Below are 20,274 nucleotides of genomic sequence, written 5' to 3'. Positions count from 1 at the left end.
ATGTTTGATTTAAAGCGGTTAAAGATAATAGAGCTTGTACTTTTTGATGTTGATGGAACATTAGTAAATGATGAAGGCGAAATTGGCGAAAGAACAAAACAATTAATAATGGATCTCAAAAAATGTGGCGTATTTTTTTCATTTGCCTCTGGACGTTTACACTCGGCTTTAGTACCATTAGCTGAAGAACTGAAGATATTTTTTCCATTAATTTCATTAGATGGTTCGTCAATTCAAAGTACAGTAGGTAAACATTATGTTTATAGATCTTTTTTAAAAGAAAGCCAGGTTAAAAAAGCAATTGAGTACTCAGAAAAATATCTTGTTAACATTGCCCTTTGCCATGCTGAAGCAATTTATTACACTAAACAAAACTCCATCATTCCAAAATTAATGGATAAATTTGGTGCAGTTTATAAAGAAGTTGATTCGTATGATGATCTAACATCTAAAACATTAGAAATTGTTTTTGCTGGGGATAACAAACGTACTGTTGAATTTATTCGTGACAAATTAAGTTTTCCGTTTACAATTGGAACTTCACTTTCGTTTTTCAGATCTCAAACTCACGAAGGAATTTATTATCTTGAAGTTAGAAGATCGGGATCATCTAAAGGAAAAGCGATGCAGCGCCTTATCAAACATTTAAAAGTTAAAGAAGAAAACACTGCTGTTTTAGGTGATTGGTACAACGATCTTAGTATGTTTCAATCTAAAGCGTTAAAAGTTACGCTGCACAATGCGATTCCCGAGATAAAAAAAGCAGCAGATTATGTTCTTAAAAAAACAAACAACGAAGAAGGTATAGCTGATTTTTTAGAAGCATTACTAAAAGCTAAAATGTCTTAACTATGGATAAAGAACAAAATATTTTTGAGCAAACAGGAATAAAAAGAAAAATAATTATAGGATTAATTACCGTAATCCTGATAGTTATGATGTTTCCAAAAGGTGAATCAATTGAATCAGAAGTTACTGAAGGTGCTATCTGGACAAACGACGATTTAATTGCACCATTCAGTTTTCCTATCATAAAAGAAAAACAAGATTATGAAAATGAAATTAAAGATGCAGAACGATCGGTATTCCCTGTGTTTGATAATATTGTTGTACGGAATAGTGATTCGCTAAAAACATTTGCTGCATACATAATCAGTGTAATAGATGAGAACATTACCAGACAGACTGACCCTGTGCTAAATCCAACATTTTTAAGCTCAAGATCATTTAATCAATTCTTCAGTTTACGTAAACTGCATAGAGAATCTAAACTAGTTAAAGATGATCGGTTGGATAATATTTTCAATTCTGGAGGTACGATTGCGGACGCAGTTAGCAAACGCGGAATTGTGAATCTAACTAGCAACTCTAATTTACGAGATAGTATAGCTGTTAGGATTGGAAATGTAGATAAGATTGAATCTACAAATAAGTTTTATTTTTTTGATCAAGCAAAGAATGAAGTTAAAAATAAAATTCAAGAGTTGAATTATTCAGAAGAATTGAAAGCTGCTATAACTGAGTTTACGCTTCACTTTATCTATCCAAATATTGTTTTTAATGAAGAAGCCACCAAAATTGAAGTGGAACAGTCTAAAAACAATGTGTCCAAATATGCAGGGATAGTAAATGAGAACGAAAGGATTATAGCAAAGCATGATCGCATTACAAAACAGGTGAAATTAAAAATTGAATCTTACAAAGAAGCAAAAGGAGAGTCGATAGGTTCAGAAGGTATTGTACTACAATTGATAGGAAAGTTTTTACACATAACTTTTTTTATAACAATTCTTGCTATCTATTTATATCTGTTCAGAAAAAAAATATTTTATGATAATACAAAAATTGTTTTAATTTCTGTCATTGTAATTTTTGTCTCATTTGTTACTTATCTTATAAATCATATAGCTGTAAAAGCACCTATCCAGTATTTGATTTTTGTTCCTGCAGCTTCAATGATTTTTACAATTGTATTTGATTCGCGAGTTGGATTTTATTTAACAGTTATATTGTCTTTGATTGTTGGTGCCCTAAGAGGGAACGATTACACATTCATGGCTATGAACTTTATTGCCGGAGGACTTTCTGTTTATACTGTACGCGATATAAAAAATCGTTCACAAATATTTCGTTCATTCATTTTTATTTTAATTGGATACACCGCTTCAATTCTTGCCTTTGGATTAGAAAGATTTGCCCCTGCAGAATCAATGTTAATTGAGTTTGCATTTGCTGCTTCCAATGCGTTAATAAGTCCTGTTCTTACTTATGGATTACTGATTTTCTTTGAAAGACTTTTTAACATTACAACTGATTTAACATTATTAGAACTTTCTAATTTTGATAGACCGCTACTGCGTGAGCTTGCAAGAAAAGCACCGGGAACATTTAATCATTCGATGACAATGGGAACAATTGCAGAAGCCGCTGCAGAAAAAATTGGAGCAAATGCGCTGCTTGCAAGAGTTGGCGCATATTATCATGATATTGGTAAAACTATTGAGCCGCAAGGATTTGTAGAAAACCAGATGAATAGTCAAAATTTACATGAGGGATTATCACCTGAAGAAAGTGTGAACTTAATACTTAAACATGTTAACGATGGAATTGAATTAGCAAGACAGCATAAATTGCCGCAGGAATTAATTGATTTTATTCCAATGCATCACGGAACAACGATAAGCAGATATTTCTATGAAAAGGCTAAAGCACTCTATGGTGAAGACAAAATAAAAATTGAGGATTATAAATATCCCGGACCGAAACCTAATTCTAAAGAAACTGCTATTGTAATGCTTGCTGATGGATGTGAATCAGCCGTAAGATCTATCTCTGATCCTGATACAACAAAGGTTGAAAACATGATAAATAATATTTTTGATTCAAGATTAAAAGAATCACAACTAGACGAAGCACCAATTACATTTAGTGATATTTCAAAAATGAAGGAATCTTTTCTTTCAATTCTAATTAGTCAGCATCACAGAAGAATAAAATATCCAAAACAAGACGACATAGAACAAGGAATCAGCACGGATAAAGACAACTAATGGAGTTGTTTCTAAAAGAATATCTTGCACACATTAAATTGGAAAAAAATCTTTCCCAAAACACAGTTGTATCTTACAAAAATGACATTAGTACTTTCATAAACTTTCTAAAAAATTTGAGAGTTGATGATTTATCAATTATTTCCGCAGATCACATCCGAGAATTTTTTAAAACAATAAAAGAACTGGGTCTTTCCGGTTCATCTAGCGCAAGATATTTTTCATCATTAAAGGGATTTTTTTTATATCTATTAAAAAATAAATACATTTTAAAAAACCCTATCGAAAAAATAACTGCCCCAAGAATTTCTAAAAAGTTACCTGAGGTATTAAATATCTCAGAAGTTGAAAAAATATTAGCTGAACCAAAAGTTGATGATAAACTTGGATTGCGAGATAAAACTATTTTGGAATTATTTTACGCTTGCGGTACACGTGTTTCAGAATTAATAAACTTAAAAGTAAATGATCTTTTTTTAGGGGAGGAAATTATTAGAGTGTTTGGCAAAGGTTCAAAGGAAAGGCTTATTCCTATTGGCTCAAGCGCAATAATGTGGATTAAAGAGTATTTAAAGAAAAGCAGACCATTATTGATGAAGAAATCTAAAAGCGAAAATAATTTATTTTTAAATTCACGCGGTTCAAAACTATCCAGAATGGGTGTTTGGAAAATTATTGAACGATATGTAAAACAATCCGGTATTGATAAAGATGTTCACCCGCATACTTTTCGACATTCTTTTGCAACCCATTTACTGGAAGGGGGGGCAGACTTAAGAGCGGTGCAGGAAATGCTTGGTCATGCGGATATTTCCACAACACAGATTTACACTCATATTGATCGTGATTACATTAAACAGGTTCATAAACAATATCATCCAAGAGGTTAAAATGGAGATAAAAAATTTTATGAAAATGTTTTTGATGACCATTTTTTTCCTGTATTCATTTCAATCTTGTTCAGATATAAAAAATAAAAATGATGACGATGAATTATTAAATAAAGAAATTAATAACGCAAAAATCTCTAACTTTGATGGTTTTTATTTTGTCGGAATAAATTCTGGCATCCCATCTATTTATTGGTATGATTTTAATAGTGGTAGATCAAAACTATTCTGGCATGATAACGATGAAAGGGTATTAGATTTATTAATATCACCAAACAATAGCTCAGCTTTTTTTATTACTAAAAGAAAACAGAGATTAAAATCATCACAGCCCGCCATAGAAAGAGGAAAACTATACAGAATTGATTTTGAAATAAAAAAAGTAGAATCAATCACACAATTAGAAGAGGGAATTCAAGTAATTCCCTTTTGGGCGGATAACGACCGCTTTAATTTAGTTGTAAATTCAATTGATAAAACAATTGCATCATATGTAAACAAGAACACACAAGTTTATAATCGTTTTGGAAAATTATTATCCGATAACACAGAAGTTTTTGATTTAACTAAAGATGGATATCCGATTACCAAATTACCTCAGTTAAATTATAAATCTCCTAATGAATTCTATAGTGTGGTGGAAAGAAATGATTCGATATTAATCAGACAAATGAAATCCAAAAAAGAAATTAATACAAATCTTGTTAATAAAAATATTCTTCAAATTGAATGGGCGGAAAACAAAATATATTTAATTATGCTTACAGCTCTTAAAATTGATGAAAAAACAAAATTAGAAAAATATCAAAAATTAGAGTTGATTATATTTAATATTCAATCTAGGCAGACTGCAAAAATATTTGATGAGACAAGCACTAAACGTTTTGTGCTAATTGGTGATTTCCTGATATTTGATACAGGATTTGGAAGAGATTCAAAGATCGAAATAATAAAAATAGATTCACTTACAAATTATAAAACCATCAACTTAAACGGCGGATGCGGTCTTCGTAATATTTAAATATTAAATGAAACAAAATTGAATTCATATTATAGAATAATAAAATATACTAAACCCTATTGGCGACACATTCTATTAACCTTTGTGTTTACCATTCTATTTGCAATACTAAATGGTCTATCTGTCTATTTAACTATACCATTACTTGATACCTTATTTCAAGAATCAGCTTCTAAGCAAACCACTGAGCAAGTTAGAAATATCGAAAAAGCATCAAGTATTTTACCTGATTGGATTATTGATATAAAAGATGGCGCTGTAAAGTCCTTTAATGATTTTGTATTGGTTGGTGATAAACCCGAGGTATTAATCAGGATCTGCTTTCTTATACTTATAGCATTTATAATGAAAAATCTTTTTGGATATCTGCAAGGATATTTTATGGCGTTTGTTGAGTATGCGTCAATGAAAGATTTGCGAGATGAAACATATAAACATTTACATAAACTCCCTATTGGTTACTTTAAATCTGAAAGAGTTGGAAATATTATTTCAAGATTTACAAATGATGTAAATATTATACAGGCAAGTATCTCCGCAACATTTTCTAATCTGATAAAGGAACCTTTAACAATTTTAGTTTTTCTCGGCATTGCGGTAAGTATAAGCTGGAAGCTTTCTCTGTTTGCGTTTGTTATTGTTCCAATTGCAAGCTTAATAATTGCATGGATTGGAACTAAACTTAAAAAACAGACTATAATTCTTCAATCAAAAATCGCTGACATTACAAGCATACTTCAGGAAACCATTTCAGGAGTTAAAATTGTAAAAGCGTTTGGTATGGAACAATTTGAAAACAAGAGATTCATGTTAGAAACTAAAAGTTATTTTAATCTTGTTCTTAAAATTGTACGAACAAGAAACTTTTCTTCTCCCATAACCGAAATACTGAGTGTAATTATTGGAGTTGTAATAATTTACTATGGCGGAATCCTTGTTCTTGTGGATGGAACATTAAATGCAAGTGAGTTCCTAGGATTTTTATTTGCAATCTTTCAAATGATGCCACCAATTAAAGAACTTGGTAGTGTTAATAACAGAATTCAGGAAGCCAGTGCCGCTGCTGATAGAGTTTTTGAAATAATTGATATTGAACCTCGGATAAAAAATAAATCTAATGCTTTAACGTTGAATAATTTTAAGGATGAAATAGTTTTTAGTAATATATCTTTTAAATATGAAGATTCTGATGTAAAGGTTCTTGACAATTTAAGCTTTAGAGTAAAACGTGGAGAAATCATTGCTCTAGTTGGTCCAAGCGGTGGCGGTAAATCTACACTTGCAGATTTAATTCCACGATTTTATGATCCAACAGATGGACAGATTCTTATAGATGGAAATAATATTAAAGACATTACTATCGAATCTTTGCGATCTAAAATGGGTATTGTAACTCAGGAAACATTTTTGTTTAATACAAACATTGCAGAAAATATTGCTTATGGTTTAACTAATTATCCGATGGAAAAAATTATTGAAGCGGCAAAAACTGCAAATGCCCATAATTTTATTAATGAAATGCCAGAAGGCTATAATACAATGATTGGTGAAAGGGGTGTAAAACTTTCTGGCGGACAAAGACAAAGACTAACAATTGCTCGAGCACTTTTGAAAAATCCTGAGATTATGATTTTTGATGAAGCCACATCAGCGTTGGATAATGAATCTGAAATTCTGGTGCAAGAAGCAATAGAAAGATTAATGCTGAACAGAACTACTATTGTAATTGCGCATCGTTTAAGTACAATAAGAAATGCTACAAATATTTTGGTTTTGGATAGAGGGCGAATAATTCAGCAAGGCACACACGATACATTAGTCACTGAAGAAAAAGGTCTCTATAAAAAACTTTATGAAATGCAGTTTAGGGATAATGATGTCTGATAGCAGATATGGAATATTAAAAATAGTTGATTCCGCTATATTTGTTTTCATTATCTTTTTTTTACTAAGCCTTAGCAACTCAATTTTTGTAAACCAGGTAGGTTATTATGGTGCATTAATTCTTATTCTGATGAAAGCATCATTACAAAAAGTAAATCAGTTTAATAGAACAGGATTAGAGTTTGCACTTCTCTGGTATATCTTAGCAGAAATATTATCAACAATATTTTCAGTAGAACCATCTGCTGCATCGCACAATTTACTAAAGAGAGTACTTTTAATTCCTATTATATACACGATTATAGCCTCCGTTAATAATTATAAGGATGCTAAAACATTTTTTAAAATATACATTGGAGGAACATTAGTTACCGTTTTAGTCTATCTATATTTTTCATTTCAATTTTATCTTAAAAATCTTTACGGAATTACTGAATCCGGTCCATCCATTTTTCAATATCCAATAACTGCAAGTGAGATACTTAGTTTTACAGTCATTTTTCTTTTTGCCTTCTTTATAAATGAAAAAACATCTATTAAAAATAAAATACTTTTATTTATTGGTTTTTCTTTTTCAGTAGTTGCCCTTTTTTCAACTTATAAAAGAACTGGCTGGATGGGTGCTGCGTTTGGTGTCTTGATTATTTTAATAATGAAAAAGCAATGGAAATTATTATTAGCAGGGGCCGGTTTAATAGTAATATTTCTATTAACTCAAAAAAACGTTAGTGAAATAAATATTTATTCTTTGGAAACAGATTCAACAGCATTGAAATTAACAAAGAGTATTTCAACTGAAGGAAAAGCTTACGATGTTTTTGAATTGAACAATAGGCTAATAGTTTCGGATTATAATAAAGGGATTGAAGTATTTTATAATGATTCATTAACGGATCAAATAAAATTACCTTCCGCGGTAATTGGTTTTTATCCGTGGAAAAATAATTATTATTTAGCCGCATTGGCAGATACTAGATATATATTACTAGAAAATAATTCAGGAATATTGACTCAAAGGGGAGAAATTTATTCTCCCGGAATGACATATGCACAAGCCTATGGGAATGGATGTTTTTACTTATTGGATGTGGACAGCGGATTAACCGTATTTGTAGCTCCAAACGACCTCGATAAAAAGTTTCGTGCAAATGAATTTTCAAAATACACAGGTGTTTTTGTCGATACATCTTTTATAATATTTTCAGAATCACAGAAAGGATTTGAAGTATTTCCATTAAAAAATGGTTTACCCTTAGGTAGTTCAATCTTTAAGGATTCATCTAAAATTTCGTTTTTCGATTATTCCTCTTCTTTTGCTTTTACAGAAAGTGATAACGGTTTAAACATTTATGATTTTCAAAATAAATCAGTCAAACTAATCCAAAATATCCCTACTGTAAAAAATATATTTAAGATTGTCGAAAATAAAAGAAAGTATTTTATCGTAAGTACAATTGGAGATTTCTATCAGTTAGAGCAAAAAAGTAATTTATTGTTTGAAGTTGCTAAAAAAATAAACCTGGGTTACACACCCAAATCAATAAGTCTTGGCGAAAAGCATTTATATATAACTCGTGTTGAAACCAAACAAAGCAGACTGCTTGGGATCTTTGATCCAAATCATCCTTCAAATGCTAACAGATTTGCTTTCTGGATTGCGGGAATAAAAATATTTAAGGACTATCCAATATTTGGTGTAGGAGATATTGATTTGCAAAATCTCTACAGAAAATATAAGAGACCGTTTGACAAAGAAATACAGGGGCATCTACACAATAATTTTTTCCATGTTCTAGCAACCCTCGGTTTATTCGGATTACTTGCCGTGCTCTATTTATTTTATAAAATTATTAAAATTGATCTTAATATTTATAGAACAATTAAAGACAAACCTTTTATATCTTCCTACGCATTAGGTGCTCTTGCAGCCTTCTGTGGATTTATAATTTCCGGTTTAACTGAGTTGAATTTTTGGGATCATGAAATAACAACATTAATCTGGTTTACATTTGGATTAAATATTGCATTATTCCAATCTTTCAAACAAACTTCAAAAATTAATTAAAGAAGTACCTTATTCCTATTCCGCCATTTACTGAAAAGTCTGTTTGTGGAATTATATCAAGCAGCGGTGCAATCTCTAGAAAAACATCAACAGGCGCATTCCTTGGAATCCAGACAAGTCCAACATCAAATCTAAAACCTAATCTTGAATCACCATTTTCTACTACTCTTAATCTAGCACCAGGTCCATAGTAAAATGAAATATTCTCAGTTGTATGAGCAAGATTCTTTACGTGGAATAAATAATCAGCGTGCAAATGCAATCTGCTGTTTTTTTTTAGCGAGTAACCTAAACCAAAATCAAAAGCCGTGCTGCTTGTAGTCCAATATTTTACACTAATTCCAGTTGGCTCACCTAAAATAATCCCAAGGCCAAATCCATTTGATTGCGCAAACGCAGCACCTGAAAATATTGTTATAAGTAAGATCATTTTTGTTAAATTATTTTTCATTACAATTCCTTTTCTTGTATTAAAATTCGAGCAAAGATAGTAAATACAGTAAAAGAATGAAATGCAAAGACTTGGAATAGGAAATGCCTTTAATTAATTTTTAATCAGTAATTTGTTTTATTAAAAAGTAAAGTAAAAAATTATTATGAGCACAAATATCAGTTCAGAAGTTTATTCTAAAGCTAAAGAGTTTTCTACAAAGCTTAATTCCTCTAATGAGGTTGCAATAATTCTAGCAGCTGGGCACGGCAAAAGAATAAAATCACAAACTTCAAAAATGCTTCATAAAATTTGGGAAATCCCTACAGTTGAACGTGTTTATAACGCTTGCAAACTCGGAATTGAAAGCATAAACACTATAACAGTTGTTGGGATAAAAGCACTTGATGTGATGGATGTTATTGGTAAACGTGAATCAAATAAATTTGCATTCCAGGAAAAACAAAACGGAACAGGGCACGCAGTTCAAATCGGGTTGAAAGAAATTGAATCCGATTTTAAAGGTGGAATTGTTTACGTATTGCCCGGTGATATGGGATTACTTGATGAATCATCAATGAAAAAGTTTAGGAGTGATTTTATTTCCTCCGGCAAAGATATGATGGTGCTTACTGGAATTTATGAAGGTGATCCAATGCAAAATTCTTACGGAAGAATAATAAGAACTAAAGATGGAAATGGAGACGGCAATGTTATACAGATTATGGAATTCAAAGATATATTAGCTTTACCAAATGATGCACAATACCATTTAACCTACAGAAATAAAACCTATTCCTACACAAAAGAAGAATTGTTAAAAACCAATGAGTTCAACTCAGGTGTATATGCTTTTAACTATAAAAAACTTTTAGAATTAATAAATAATCTTTCCAGCAACAACGCACAGAATGAAATTTATATAACAGATTTAATTTCCTTATTTAATGAAAAAAACTATTCAGTTGGAGCGGTAAGCCCGAAGGAACAATATGTTGTTATGGGTTTTAATGATAAATCCGTTCTTAAAGACATGGAAGCAATTGCCAGGCACAATATTTATGAAAAATTAAAAAATATTATTCAGATTGATGATCCGGATGATTTTTTTATTCACGATACTGTTGTTAATGATTTAATAGAGATGGATAAAAACGGAATTCCGCTCGATATTAAAATTGGTAAAGGCGCTTATATTGGTAATGGAGTAAAATTAAACTACAATGTTGAAATAGGAAGAGCAGCGCATATAAACGGAAATGTTGTCTTTGGAAAGAATATAAAAGTTTGGCGCATTGTGCATCTCTCAACTTTTCCAGATCAAACTTTAACTATTGAAGATAACGTAAAAATACTTTGGGGCGATATTATAAAAGGGAACATAGTAATTGGTGAAAATTCAACGATTGAATCAAGCGTTAACATGACTGGAAGTGATGACTTTCCTTTGCGAATCGGAAAAAATGTTTTGATTAAAGGAACGAGTTATTTGTTTGGTTCTATTGTGGAAGATAATGTTATTATCGAACATAGCGTATTGATAAAGAAAAAAATAATCGCAGTAAAAGATACTACTGGAAAAATTAAACTAGTAAGATTCTATATACCACAAACCGAGGGTAAAGAATTATTGAGTGACATTTAAAATCACTTTAAAACTAAAAAAGCTCTTCGAAGGAAGAGCTTTTTGTTAAAAATCTAAACCACTATTTCGCAACAGCGGTAACTTTATTAAAATGCTTTGTTAACTTTGATTTTTTTCTGGCTGCATTATTTTTATGTAATCTGCCTTTTGAGGTTCCCTTATCCAAAATTGCGATAGCTTCTTTATATAACACTTCAAGTTCTTCTTTTTTATCCGTAGCAAGTGTTTTCTTAACAACAGTTTTAATTTTGGAATCTGTCATTTTGTTCACTGCTTTTTTTCTTTCAGAGGAACGTATTCTCTTCTTTGCCGATTTATGATGAGCCATTTACAAAAAACCTTATATATTAGTTAAAAAATGTGAGCCAAATATAGGTAATGCCTCGTTTGATGTCAAACTTAGCTTTAGTAACTTTACTAACAATTTATTTAGAAAACGAGTAAAAAACGCACTTTTTATGCTTAAGGTAAATGAGATATATTATTCAATTCAAGGTGAAAGCACCGCAGCTGGTCTGCCTTGTGTGTTTATCCGCTTGACTTATTGCAACCTCAGATGTACATATTGTGATACGGAATATGCTTTTTATGATGGTAATGATATGGCAATTCCAGCAATAATCAACGAAGTTAAAAAATTTGAATGCAAACTTGTCGAGATAACTGGGGGCGAACCGTTAGTCCAGGTGGGAGAAAGTTTAGATTTGATGAAACAACTCGGTGATGAAGGATTTGAGGTTCTGATTGAAACCGGCGGAAGTCTACCGATAAAAGATATTGATCAAAGAGTAAAAATAATAATGGATTTAAAATGTCCATCAAGCGGTATGGAGAAGAAAAATCTTTATGAAAATATTAATTACTTAAAACCGACCGATGAGTTAAAGTTCGTTATCGGAAGCAGGGAAGATTATGATTGGACAAAAGAAATCATATCAAAATATTCTTTGGATAAAAGATGTGAGATACTTTGTTCAGTGGTCTTTGGAAAACTTGAATCGGTTCAATTAGTTAATTGGATATTAGAAGATAAATTAAATGTTAGATTTCAACTTCAGATGCATAAGTTCATCTGGCATCCTGAAACAAAAGGTGTGTAATGAAAATAGCTAAAGAATTTCGCTGGGAAATGGGACACAGACTTCCCGAACATTTTGGTTTGTGCAAAAACATTCACGGCCATTCATATAAAATGATTGTTGAGTTTGAAGGTGAGCTGGATGAAAATCAAATGGTTATTGATTATTATGATGTGGAAAAGATAATTAATCCTGTTATTGAAAAACTTGATCACTCTTTTATGGTAAACATAGACGACACGATTGTTATTGAATTTTTGGAGAAAATGAACTCAAAAAAAGTTGTTGTGGGTTTTAATTCAACCGCAGAAAATATTTGTAATTATCTTTTATCCGAAATTATAAAATGCTTACTGCCATCAAACATATCATCAATAAAAGTTAGAGTTTATGAAACTCAATTTGATTATGCAGAAGAAACAGCGAGAATAAGTTGAGAGGAAAGAAGTTTTATTCTAAGGACAAGTTTAAAAGTAAATTCGGAGGCCAATTTAAGACCAAACCTTTTGCATCAGATAAACGCAAAGTAACACATCAAAATTATTCCCGCTTTAAACTTTTTATTGAATACGAAGGCACACGATATTCCGGCTGGCAGAAACAGGAAAATGCAAAAACTATTCAAGGATCAATTTTAAAAGCCGCACAAGAAGTATTTGGTGATTCGTTCATTGATATTCAAGGGTCAGGAAGAACAGACAGCGGAGTTCACGCGCTTTGCCAGGTTGCTCATTTTGATGTTAAAACTGTTCTAGCTCCGGAAATCATTAGAGTGAAATTAAACGATATGCTTCCGCATGATATTACTATTTTAGATGTTGAAAAGACAACTCAAATCTTTCACGCACGGCACGATGCAACTTCACGAAGCTACGTTTACCAAATTTCTAGAAGAAGAACTGCATTTGGAAAAAACTTTGTCTGGTGGATAAAGGATCAACTCGATTTCAAGAAAATGGAATCAGCATCAAAACTATTTTTAGGGATGAACAATTATTCTTCTTTCTCTGATGATGACCCAACCGAAAAATCGACTAAAGTTATGATTGATGATATACAGATTAAAGAAGAAGGTGATTTAATTCTAATAAGAATTATCGGCTCACACTTTATATGGAAAATGGTTAGAAGAATCATCGGAATATTAGCAGAAGTTGGGCGTGGAAGAAAATCTGAGAAAGATATTTTGTTTTATCTGAATAGTAAAACAAATGAACCTGCAAAATTTACGGCACCTCCATCGGGATTGTTTTTAGAAAAAGTAACTTATAAAGGTGAATCAATTCCTAAAGAACTTACTTCAATCATAAAAATTTAAATTGAATTCTGCGGAATGAGAACGGAAGACTTTTTCATCCTATCATCTTTTTAAGCTTATGGATCTCATCACGCAAATTAGCTGCTTTTTCAAATTCAAGATCTTTAGCTGCATTGTGCATTTCTATAGTTAACTGTTCAACCAAGTCCTCTTTTTGCTCTTTATCCATATATTTAAGAATCGGCTCAGCAACTTTTGAAAATCCGTAACTCTCTTTTTCATCTTTCTTTCTAATATCTGCGATCGAAGTTGAGGAAAGAATCTCTTCCATTGATTTGTAAATTGTAGCTGGAACAATGCCATTCTTCTCGTTGTACTCCTGCTGAAGTATTCTTCTTCGATTTGTTTCTGCAATAGTTTTTCGCATTGATTCAGTAATCTTATCAGCATACATAATAACCCTGCCGTTAACATTACGTGCGGTTCTGCCTGCAGTTTGCATCAACGAGCGTTCGCTTCGTAAAAACCCTTCCTTATCCGCATCGATAATTGCAACGAGAGAAACTTCTGGCAAATCCAATCCTTCTCTTAACAAATTAACACCAACTAAAACATCAAACTCACCCAAACGAAGATCGCGAAGTATTTCCACTCGTTCTAATGAGTCAATATCACTGTGGATATAACGAACTTTTATTCCAATCTTATCAAGATAATCCGAAAGATCTTCTGCCATTTTTTTTGTTAAAGTTGTAACAAGAGTTCTTTCTTTTAGCAAGGTCTTATTTCTGATCTCAGCAATCAAATCATCAATCTGTCCTTTAATCGGACGGACTTCAATTTCAGGATCGAGCAAACCTGTTGGGCGAATAATTTGTTCAACAATAATTCCGTTACTCATTTCAAGTTCGTAGTCCGCTGGGGTTGCGCTAACAAATATTACCTGATTCAACATTCCCATAAACTCCTCATATTTCATTGGGCGATTATCAAGCGCAGAGGGAAGGCGAAATCCAAAATCTACCAATGTTTGCTTACGGCTTCTATCACCAAGGTACATTCCGCGAATTTGTGGAATTGTAACATGTGATTCATCAATTATCAAAAGAAAATCATCTGGGAAATAATCAAAAAGATTTGAAGGACGAGAATTAGGCTCACGCAAATCCATATGGCGTGAATAGTTTTCAATCCCCGAGCAATACCCAATTTCTTTCATCATCTCAATATCAAACTTGGTTCTTTGTTCTAGTCGTTGTGCTTCTAGATATTTTTCTTCTTTCCGCAGAACATCCAATCGTTCGGAAAGCTCTTGTTCGATATTATAAATAGCTTTTTGCATTTTGCTACGATCTGTTACAAAATATTTGGCGGGATATATTGGGACAGAATCAACTTCCCTAATTACTTTTCCTGTTACTGCATCTATTATAGAAATCTTTTCAATATCACTATCCCAAAACTCAACGCGAACGGCTTCTTCATTTTGATATGCAGGAATAATTTCTACAACATCCCCGCGTGCACGAAAAGTACCCCGATTAAACTCGACATCATTTCGTACAAAATATATATCAATTAAATCCCGCAAAAATTTTTTGCGATCAAGCTTTTCACCTTTTTTTACAAAGATTATTTGCTTCGCATACTCATCGGGTGCACCAATACCATAAATACAGCTTACGCTTGCAATTACAATTACATCACTTCTGCCTTCTATCAAAGAAGTAGTTGCTTTTAATCTTAATCGATCAATTTCTTCATTAACAGAAAAATCCTTTTCGATAAAGACATCACGGGAAACAACATATGCTTCCGGTTGATAGTAATCGTAGTAGCTTATAAAAAACTCAACAGCATTGTTTGGGAAGAATGATTTAAACTCCGAATAAAGCTGTGCAGCAAGCGTTTTGTTGTGTGATATAATTAACGTTGGCTTATTAATCTGCTGGATGACATTTGAAATTGTGAAAGTTTTCCCACTTCCAGTAACACCGAGCAGAGTTTGGAACTTATCACTACGATTTACACCTTCAACAAGCTGTTTAATTGCTTCTGGTTGATCGCCGGAAGGTTTGTATGTTGAAACAAGTTCAAAATTTTTCATTTAAGATTAATCTGCTAGAACTTCGTGAGTACAAAATCCGCTTTGATTAACATGTCCTTTTAGAATAATAGTTTCTGCATCTCTAATACCTTCTGGCAGACTTACAGAACCGAATGCATTAAGAGTTTTTCCGTTTTTATCAGCAACGGCAAAAGAAAAACTACTACCCTGAGCATCAATATTTTGATTTGGTAATATCTGAACTTTAATTTCTTTTACAGCATTGTTATTTGGATCGAAATCATCAAATGAACCTAAATCAGCACCACCTGAAAAATACAATGTGTAGATGATAATAACGATAATAACCAAAAGAGCAGGTAATATTAGTTTTTGTAAAGCTTTCATTTTTCTTCTTTGTTGTTATTAAATTGTGGGCAAAGTTAATGAAATTTGTTTTTACTATTCAATACAAATAAGGATTTGAGAGCTATGAATGATAAAAAATTATGGATTATTATTTCGGCTATTTCAGGATTTACAGCTGTAGCCATTGGCGCCTTTGGGGCGCACGGATTACGAGAAAAACTTTCCTCACAAATGCTGGAAGTTTATAAAACCGGCGTACTATATCATCTAATTCATTCAGTTGTATTACTTGCCTTATCCTTAAATACTTTGATAAAATCCAAACTACCTTCAATATTTATTTTACTCGGAATAATATTATTCTCATTTTCGCTTTATATTTACTCAACTTCTGGAATTAAAACATTTGCAATGATAACTCCCGTTGGAGGTTTTTGTTTTTTGATTGGGTGGTTGCTAATAATTTATGAAGCATTTAAAATTAAACAGTAAATCAGCAACAGTCATTTCGACCGAAAGGAGAAATTTGTACAGAAGAACTTATTTAATCGCTTTTAATCTAAAGTATACTTCCTCTGGAGAAAAAATACCCGAGAAAAATCTTTCGTACATAACTGGTTCAATATTTACAATAAAATCCATCCATTTAAGCACAGCAAAATGCGATGTTATAAATTTCTTTTCAAGCACTTCAAACTGAGCACCAGTTTCATAATTTGTTCGATGATTCAGCTTCCACTTTTCATAAAACTTAAGCTTACGATTACCAATGTATTCATAATTATCAAACGTGCGGATTGAAAAAGGAATTTTATGATCAGGATCGCCAAAATATTTTGTATTTAAAAAAAATGGAGCGTAAACTATTATAATACCATTTGGTTTTAAAATTCTGTGGAGTTCAGTAATTGTTTTATTAAAATTTTCAATATGCTCAAGAATATGTGAAGCATAAATCTCATCAAAATAATTGTCTGGAAAAGGATAAGGAAATTTATTTATATCGTGAATCTGATTTCCGCCGTAATCCACAATATCAAGATTAATATATCCAGCTTTTAAATCTTTACCGCAGCCTAAGTTTAGTTTTGTCATATCAATTTTATTTTAGTGAATGCACAAAGTTAAAACATCTTAACAAATAATCTGCTTTAAAATAAAAAAGCGGCACAAATTGCGCCGCTTGTAACAAAGCAATGTTGGTTAATCAATTATCTCAATTAATGCGCTTGCAACGGTCTTATCTCTGTCATCAAGCAAGAAAACTCTGTAAAATCCAGGATCTTCAAATTTCATATCACTTTCGGAATTCTTTTCGAAATAAACATATTTTGAATCTGGATTAAGAACATAGTCGAACTTTTTATAGAACTCGAATTTTTTAGCACGAGCGTTGTAAAGATCAAACTGAATTGAACAATCCTCTAGATCAAGGGCATAATCAGATTTTACCACTACCGTTAAATAACCGGTAGTAAATCTGTCACTAACTCCTCTTTCACCACTATTACCATATTTTTCACAGAAGTACATAACAGGCTCATTCTGAGCAAGGATATTTTGATTTACCCCAAGAACAAGAGCGAAGAGAACAGCAAAAAGTACGAACGATTTTTTCATTTATAGCTCCTTATGTGATTGATTTGGGTATAATTGCATAAATAATTATGCCATTATTTGTATTCGAAAAAATAATAATTTTAATTGTTTTAGGTAAAATCTTCACCCTGACTAACTCTTGTTAAGACAAAAATATTATTATGAATAATTTTGAGAAACTTTGTATTTCGTAATCGGACAAAACCAAAAGTTTTGTTATTAGAAAATTGTATTTTTATTAATAAAAACAAATAGGAATAAAAAAAATATTACTTATTAGTATCAAGAATTTGGATTATAAATCATAGAATATTTAAAATCCTAAATTGAACAATTAATTATTACTAAATGGAAGTGAAACAATTTGAAACTCAATACAAATCAAAAAATCAGTCACTGTTGTTTTGACCTTGATGGAACTTTAGTTGATTCCAACAAAACAATTTATGAATCGACAGTGTTTACATTAAGAAAACTTAATATTCACTTTAATATTGATAAAGAATTATTTGCGTTAAAAATAGGGCAGCATTTTGTAGATATTTTTAATGCGTTTAATATTGATGTACCGGACTTTGAAAAGTTTATTAAGATTTACAAAGAAAATTATTTTGAACAAATGAAATACTCTACAGTTTATAGCGGGGTAGAAAAAACTTTAGAATCTCTTAAAAACCAGAACATCAAAGTTTCTTTGCTAACAACTAAAGTACAGGATCAAGCTGATAAGATAATAGACCATTTTAATCTGAGAAAATATTTTGATCTTGTAATGGGAAGACGCTATGGTATTGCACACAAACCATCACCGGAACCGTTGCTAAAAATTTGTATTGATCTTAATGTAGATGTTAAAAACACACTAATGGTTGGAGATACAGAACTTGATATTCAATGTGGAAAAAATGCAGGCTCGTCTACGTGCGGAGTTTTATATGGTTATAGAACTCAAGAATTGTTAGAAATAGAAAACCCGGATTTTATTGTGGGTGGCATTAACGAGATATTAAACATTGTCTGAAACAAAAAAGGCGAATCATTTACTCGCCTTTTTTATTATAAAAATAAACTGAGTTTAAGCTATTGTTATTTCTTTTTCAGCGTAAACATCCTGAATAATATTTAATAACTGTACACCTTCACTCATTGGACGTTGGAAAGCTTTTCGACCTGAAATTAATCCCATTCCACCAGCGCGTTTATTTATAACTGCTGTTTTAGCTGCTTCAGCAAAATCGTTTTCACCGGAAGCGCCGCCGCTGTTTATCAATCCAGCACGACCCATATAATTATTAATTACCTGATAACGTGTTAAATCAATTGGATGATCTGTGGATAAATCTGTGTAAACTTTTTTATGGGTTTTGCCAAATCCTTTTATTGAATTGTATCCGCCATTATTTTCTGGAAGTTTTTGTTTGATAATATCTGCCTGAATTGTAACACCCAAATGATTTGCCTGTCCAGTTAAATCAGCAGAAACATGATAATCCTTATCCGATTTGAAAGCGTTATTTCTTAAGTAGCACCATAAAATTGTAGCCATTCCAAGTTCGTGCGCATATTGGAATGCTTCACTAACTTCGATTATTTGATTATTGCTTTCTTCGGATCCGAAATAAATTGTTGCGCCAACTGCAGCCGCACCCATATCGTGAGCCTGTTCAACACTTGCAAACATTATTTGATCATATTTGTTTGGATATGTTAATAGCTCGTTGTGGTTAATCTTTAATATATATGGAATTTTATGGGCATATTTTCTTGCAGTCATTCCAAGTACACCAAGTGTAGAAGCTACAGCATTACATCCACCTTCAATAGCGAGTTTCACAATATTTTCAGGATCAAAATAAACAGGATTTGGTGCAAAAGAGGCACCAGCGCTGTGTTCAATTCCCTGATCAACAGGAAGGATTGAAACATAACCTGTTCCCGCAAGTCTGCCTGTCTGAAAAATCCACTGAAGATTTTTTAGTACATTAATATTTCTATCTGTTTGAGCGAAAATTCTATCAACAAAATCTGGCCCAGGTAAATGTAATTGTTCTTTTGGAAATTTTGCTTTGTATGATAACAGAGAATCAGCTTCGCTGCCTAATAATTCTTTAATTTTATTTAACATTATGGCTCCGTTTATTAAATGATTTATATTATTTGTTCATATTTGCTATGCTAAAATAAGCTAAGCGGCAAAGTAATTCAATTTAAATTTAGGTTAAGAGGTAATAAACTATTTTAAAAAAGAAAAACCCGGTTATTCCGGGTTTAAAATATGGGGCTTAATTAATTGTTATCAGTTTAGCGATTGATTATCCAATCCTGCTATCTTGAGCTCCTCAACCTTAATTTTTGCAACGCCTCTTTTAACCATCCCGAGTTCAAGTGCTGCTGCTTTAGAAAGATCTAGATCTCTTCCAGTTACGTATGGACCTCTATCGTTAATCCTGATTACAACAGATTTATTATTTCTGGGGTTAGTAATCTTTAATAATGTGCCAAATTTTAATGATTTATGAGCCGCCGTAAATGACATTTGGTCGTAAACTTCTCCATTTGCGGTCAATCTTCCATGAAATCCAGGACCATACCATGAAGCTTTCATGTTTCCTTTATCCAAAAACTCAACTAAAGAACGATCAGCAGTTATTTCTGCATTATTAACCGAACTTAAATTTTCAGTTACAACTGGCTCAGTTATTTTATCTTCGTTTACTATTACAGTAAAACCAACCAGGGCAACTAAAATAAGAACAAAAAATATCTTTGCTAATGATCTCAATAAGACCTCTTTATTATGAAACATATCGGATTGCTGATACAAATTTACTCTGAGGCTTTAGACTATCCAAGAGTTTCTTTGTATCCTAGGGTTGCCAACTCTATTTCCAATCATTCGACTATAATAGTATTAAAGTCGAATATCTATACTCCTTA

Annotated in this window: 20 protein-coding genes; 12 read left to right on the top strand and 8 right to left on the bottom strand. The window is 31.9% G+C overall.

The window, feature by feature from the left end; all coding sequences use genetic code 11:
- From IPJ23_12765 to IPJ23_12740, 6 genes are read left to right on the top strand one after another with little or no spacing between them, the layout of a single operon-like run.
- Positions 1-849: an HAD family hydrolase gene (locus IPJ23_12765; GenBank protein ID MBK7631547.1), complete on the top strand. Its 849-nt coding sequence runs from the start codon at positions 1-3 to the stop codon at positions 847-849.
- A 2-nt stretch (positions 850-851) separates the two neighbouring features.
- A complete protein-coding gene (locus tag IPJ23_12760) occupies positions 852-3,050 on the top strand; it encodes an HDIG domain-containing protein (GenBank protein MBK7631546.1) in 2,199 nt (732 codons plus the stop codon).
- Complete coding sequence (xerD, locus tag IPJ23_12755) at positions 3,050-3,940, top strand: site-specific tyrosine recombinase XerD (protein ID MBK7631545.1); 891 nt, start codon at positions 3,050-3,052, stop codon at positions 3,938-3,940. Before IPJ23_12760 ends, xerD begins: the two co-directional genes overlap by 1 nt.
- Position 3,941: 1 nt before the next feature.
- Entirely contained in the window at positions 3,942-4,961 is a 1,020-nt protein-coding gene (locus tag IPJ23_12750; protein ID MBK7631544.1) for a hypothetical protein, read from the top strand.
- A gap of 18 nt (positions 4,962-4,979) precedes the next feature.
- The gene (locus IPJ23_12745; GenBank protein MBK7631543.1) at positions 4,980-6,845 is read left to right on the top strand and encodes an ABC transporter ATP-binding protein; all 1,866 of its coding nucleotides are present in this window, start codon (positions 4,980-4,982) and stop codon (positions 6,843-6,845) included.
- Positions 6,838-8,910, top strand: a complete 2,073-nt coding sequence (locus tag IPJ23_12740) for an O-antigen ligase family protein (GenBank protein ID MBK7631542.1) — start codon at positions 6,838-6,840, stop codon at positions 8,908-8,910. The genes IPJ23_12745 and IPJ23_12740 overlap by 8 nt, the downstream gene beginning before the upstream one ends.
- Here the strand turns inward: IPJ23_12740 and IPJ23_12735 are convergent.
- Complete coding sequence (locus IPJ23_12735; protein ID MBK7631541.1) at positions 8,903-9,340, bottom strand: outer membrane beta-barrel protein; 438 nt, start codon at positions 9,338-9,340, stop codon at positions 8,903-8,905. The genes IPJ23_12740 and IPJ23_12735 overlap by 8 nt on opposite strands.
- A gap of 166 nt (positions 9,341-9,506) precedes the next feature.
- Between IPJ23_12735 and IPJ23_12730 the strand changes: the two genes are divergently transcribed.
- On the top strand, positions 9,507-10,985 hold the full coding sequence (locus IPJ23_12730) for an NTP transferase domain-containing protein (GenBank protein MBK7631540.1): 1,479 nt from the start codon (positions 9,507-9,509) through the stop codon (positions 10,983-10,985).
- Positions 10,986-11,046: 61 nt separating this feature from the next.
- Here the strand turns inward: IPJ23_12730 and rpsT are convergent, their stop codons facing one another.
- Entirely contained in the window at positions 11,047-11,313 is a 267-nt protein-coding gene (rpsT, locus tag IPJ23_12725) for a 30S ribosomal protein S20 (GenBank protein ID MBK7631539.1), read from the bottom strand.
- Between the two features lie 130 nt (positions 11,314-11,443).
- Between rpsT and IPJ23_12720 the strand changes: the two genes are divergently transcribed.
- The 3 genes from IPJ23_12720 to truA are packed head-to-tail and all read left to right on the top strand — an operon-like array spanning position 11,444 to position 13,382.
- Complete coding sequence (locus IPJ23_12720) at positions 11,444-12,085, top strand: radical SAM protein (protein ID MBK7631538.1); 642 nt, start codon at positions 11,444-11,446, stop codon at positions 12,083-12,085.
- Entirely contained in the window at positions 12,085-12,501 is a 417-nt protein-coding gene (locus IPJ23_12715) for a 6-carboxytetrahydropterin synthase (protein MBK7631537.1), read from the top strand. The genes IPJ23_12720 and IPJ23_12715 overlap by 1 nt, the downstream gene beginning before the upstream one ends.
- A complete protein-coding gene (gene truA / locus IPJ23_12710) occupies positions 12,498-13,382 on the top strand; it encodes a tRNA pseudouridine(38-40) synthase TruA (protein ID MBK7631536.1) in 885 nt (294 codons plus the stop codon). The genes IPJ23_12715 and truA overlap by 4 nt, the downstream gene beginning before the upstream one ends.
- A gap of 34 nt (positions 13,383-13,416) precedes the next feature.
- Here truA and uvrB read toward each other — a convergent pair whose 3' ends face one another.
- Entirely contained in the window at positions 13,417-15,429 is a 2,013-nt protein-coding gene (uvrB, locus tag IPJ23_12705; protein MBK7631535.1) for an excinuclease ABC subunit UvrB, read from the bottom strand.
- A 6-nt stretch (positions 15,430-15,435) separates the two neighbouring features.
- The gene (locus IPJ23_12700) at positions 15,436-15,777 is read right to left on the bottom strand and encodes a hypothetical protein (GenBank protein MBK7631534.1); all 342 of its coding nucleotides are present in this window, start codon (positions 15,775-15,777) and stop codon (positions 15,436-15,438) included.
- Between the two features lie 84 nt (positions 15,778-15,861).
- On the opposite strand from IPJ23_12700, the gene IPJ23_12695 reads away from it, so the two are divergent.
- On the top strand, positions 15,862-16,230 hold the full coding sequence (locus IPJ23_12695) for a DUF423 domain-containing protein (protein MBK7631533.1): 369 nt from the start codon (positions 15,862-15,864) through the stop codon (positions 16,228-16,230).
- Between the two features lie 48 nt (positions 16,231-16,278).
- Here the strand turns inward: IPJ23_12695 and IPJ23_12690 are convergent, their stop codons facing one another.
- Positions 16,279-16,833, bottom strand: coding sequence for a class I SAM-dependent methyltransferase (locus tag IPJ23_12690; protein MBK7631532.1), 555 nt, complete (start codon positions 16,831-16,833; stop codon positions 16,279-16,281).
- Between the two features lie 108 nt (positions 16,834-16,941).
- Positions 16,942-17,358: a hypothetical protein gene (locus tag IPJ23_12685; protein ID MBK7631531.1), complete on the bottom strand. Its 417-nt coding sequence runs from the start codon at positions 17,356-17,358 to the stop codon at positions 16,942-16,944.
- 343 nt (positions 17,359-17,701) lie between these two features.
- Here IPJ23_12685 and IPJ23_12680 point away from each other — a divergent pair, with 343 nt between their 5' ends.
- The gene (locus tag IPJ23_12680) at positions 17,702-18,358 is read left to right on the top strand and encodes an HAD-IA family hydrolase (GenBank protein MBK7631530.1); all 657 of its coding nucleotides are present in this window, start codon (positions 17,702-17,704) and stop codon (positions 18,356-18,358) included.
- Between the two features lie 54 nt (positions 18,359-18,412).
- Here IPJ23_12680 and IPJ23_12675 read toward each other — a convergent pair whose 3' ends face one another.
- Positions 18,413-19,465 carry a class I fructose-bisphosphate aldolase gene (locus tag IPJ23_12675; protein MBK7631529.1) on the bottom strand — a complete coding sequence of 351 codons (1,053 nt, stop codon included), beginning with the start codon at positions 19,463-19,465 and terminating at the stop codon, positions 18,413-18,415.
- A 168-nt stretch (positions 19,466-19,633) separates the two neighbouring features.
- Positions 19,634-20,143, bottom strand: coding sequence for a septal ring lytic transglycosylase RlpA family protein (locus IPJ23_12670; GenBank protein MBK7631528.1), 510 nt, complete (start codon positions 20,141-20,143; stop codon positions 19,634-19,636).
- Positions 20,144-20,274 lie beyond the last annotated feature (131 nt).

It is taken from the genome of Ignavibacteriales bacterium (genome assembly GCA_016709765.1).
Taxonomy (GTDB): domain Bacteria; phylum Bacteroidota; class Ignavibacteria; order Ignavibacteriales; family Ignavibacteriaceae; genus IGN3.
Note: the sequence above shows the minus strand (reverse complement) of the source record. Positions and strands in the feature narration are given on the sequence as shown.

Coding starts and splice junctions, on each gene's coding strand:
- IPJ23_12715 (MBK7631537.1), top strand. CDS start 12,085: ATGAAAATAGCTAAAGAATTTCGCTGGGAAATGGGACACAGACTTCCC.
- IPJ23_12700 (MBK7631534.1), bottom strand. CDS start 15,777: ATGAAAGCTTTACAAAAACTAATATTACCTGCTCTTTTGGTTATTATC.
- uvrB (MBK7631535.1), bottom strand. CDS start 15,429: ATGAAAAATTTTGAACTTGTTTCAACATACAAACCTTCCGGCGATCAA.
- IPJ23_12765 (MBK7631547.1), top strand. CDS start 1: ATGTTTGATTTAAAGCGGTTAAAGATAATAGAGCTTGTACTTTTTGAT.
- IPJ23_12750 (MBK7631544.1), top strand. CDS start 3,942: ATGGAGATAAAAAATTTTATGAAAATGTTTTTGATGACCATTTTTTTC.
- rpsT (MBK7631539.1), bottom strand. CDS start 11,313: ATGGCTCATCATAAATCGGCAAAGAAGAGAATACGTTCCTCTGAAAGA.
- IPJ23_12685 (MBK7631531.1), bottom strand. CDS start 17,358: ATGAAAAAATCGTTCGTACTTTTTGCTGTTCTCTTCGCTCTTGTTCTT.
- IPJ23_12740 (MBK7631542.1), top strand. CDS start 6,838: ATGTCTGATAGCAGATATGGAATATTAAAAATAGTTGATTCCGCTATA.
- IPJ23_12695 (MBK7631533.1), top strand. CDS start 15,862: ATGAATGATAAAAAATTATGGATTATTATTTCGGCTATTTCAGGATTT.
- xerD (MBK7631545.1), top strand. CDS start 3,050: ATGGAGTTGTTTCTAAAAGAATATCTTGCACACATTAAATTGGAAAAA.
- IPJ23_12670 (MBK7631528.1), bottom strand. CDS start 20,143: ATGTTTCATAATAAAGAGGTCTTATTGAGATCATTAGCAAAGATATTT.
- IPJ23_12690 (MBK7631532.1), bottom strand. CDS start 16,833: ATGACAAAACTAAACTTAGGCTGCGGTAAAGATTTAAAAGCTGGATAT.
- IPJ23_12760 (MBK7631546.1), top strand. CDS start 852: ATGGATAAAGAACAAAATATTTTTGAGCAAACAGGAATAAAAAGAAAA.
- IPJ23_12730 (MBK7631540.1), top strand. CDS start 9,507: ATGAGCACAAATATCAGTTCAGAAGTTTATTCTAAAGCTAAAGAGTTT.
- IPJ23_12720 (MBK7631538.1), top strand. CDS start 11,444: ATGCTTAAGGTAAATGAGATATATTATTCAATTCAAGGTGAAAGCACC.
- IPJ23_12735 (MBK7631541.1), bottom strand. CDS start 9,340: ATGATCTTACTTATAACAATATTTTCAGGTGCTGCGTTTGCGCAATCA.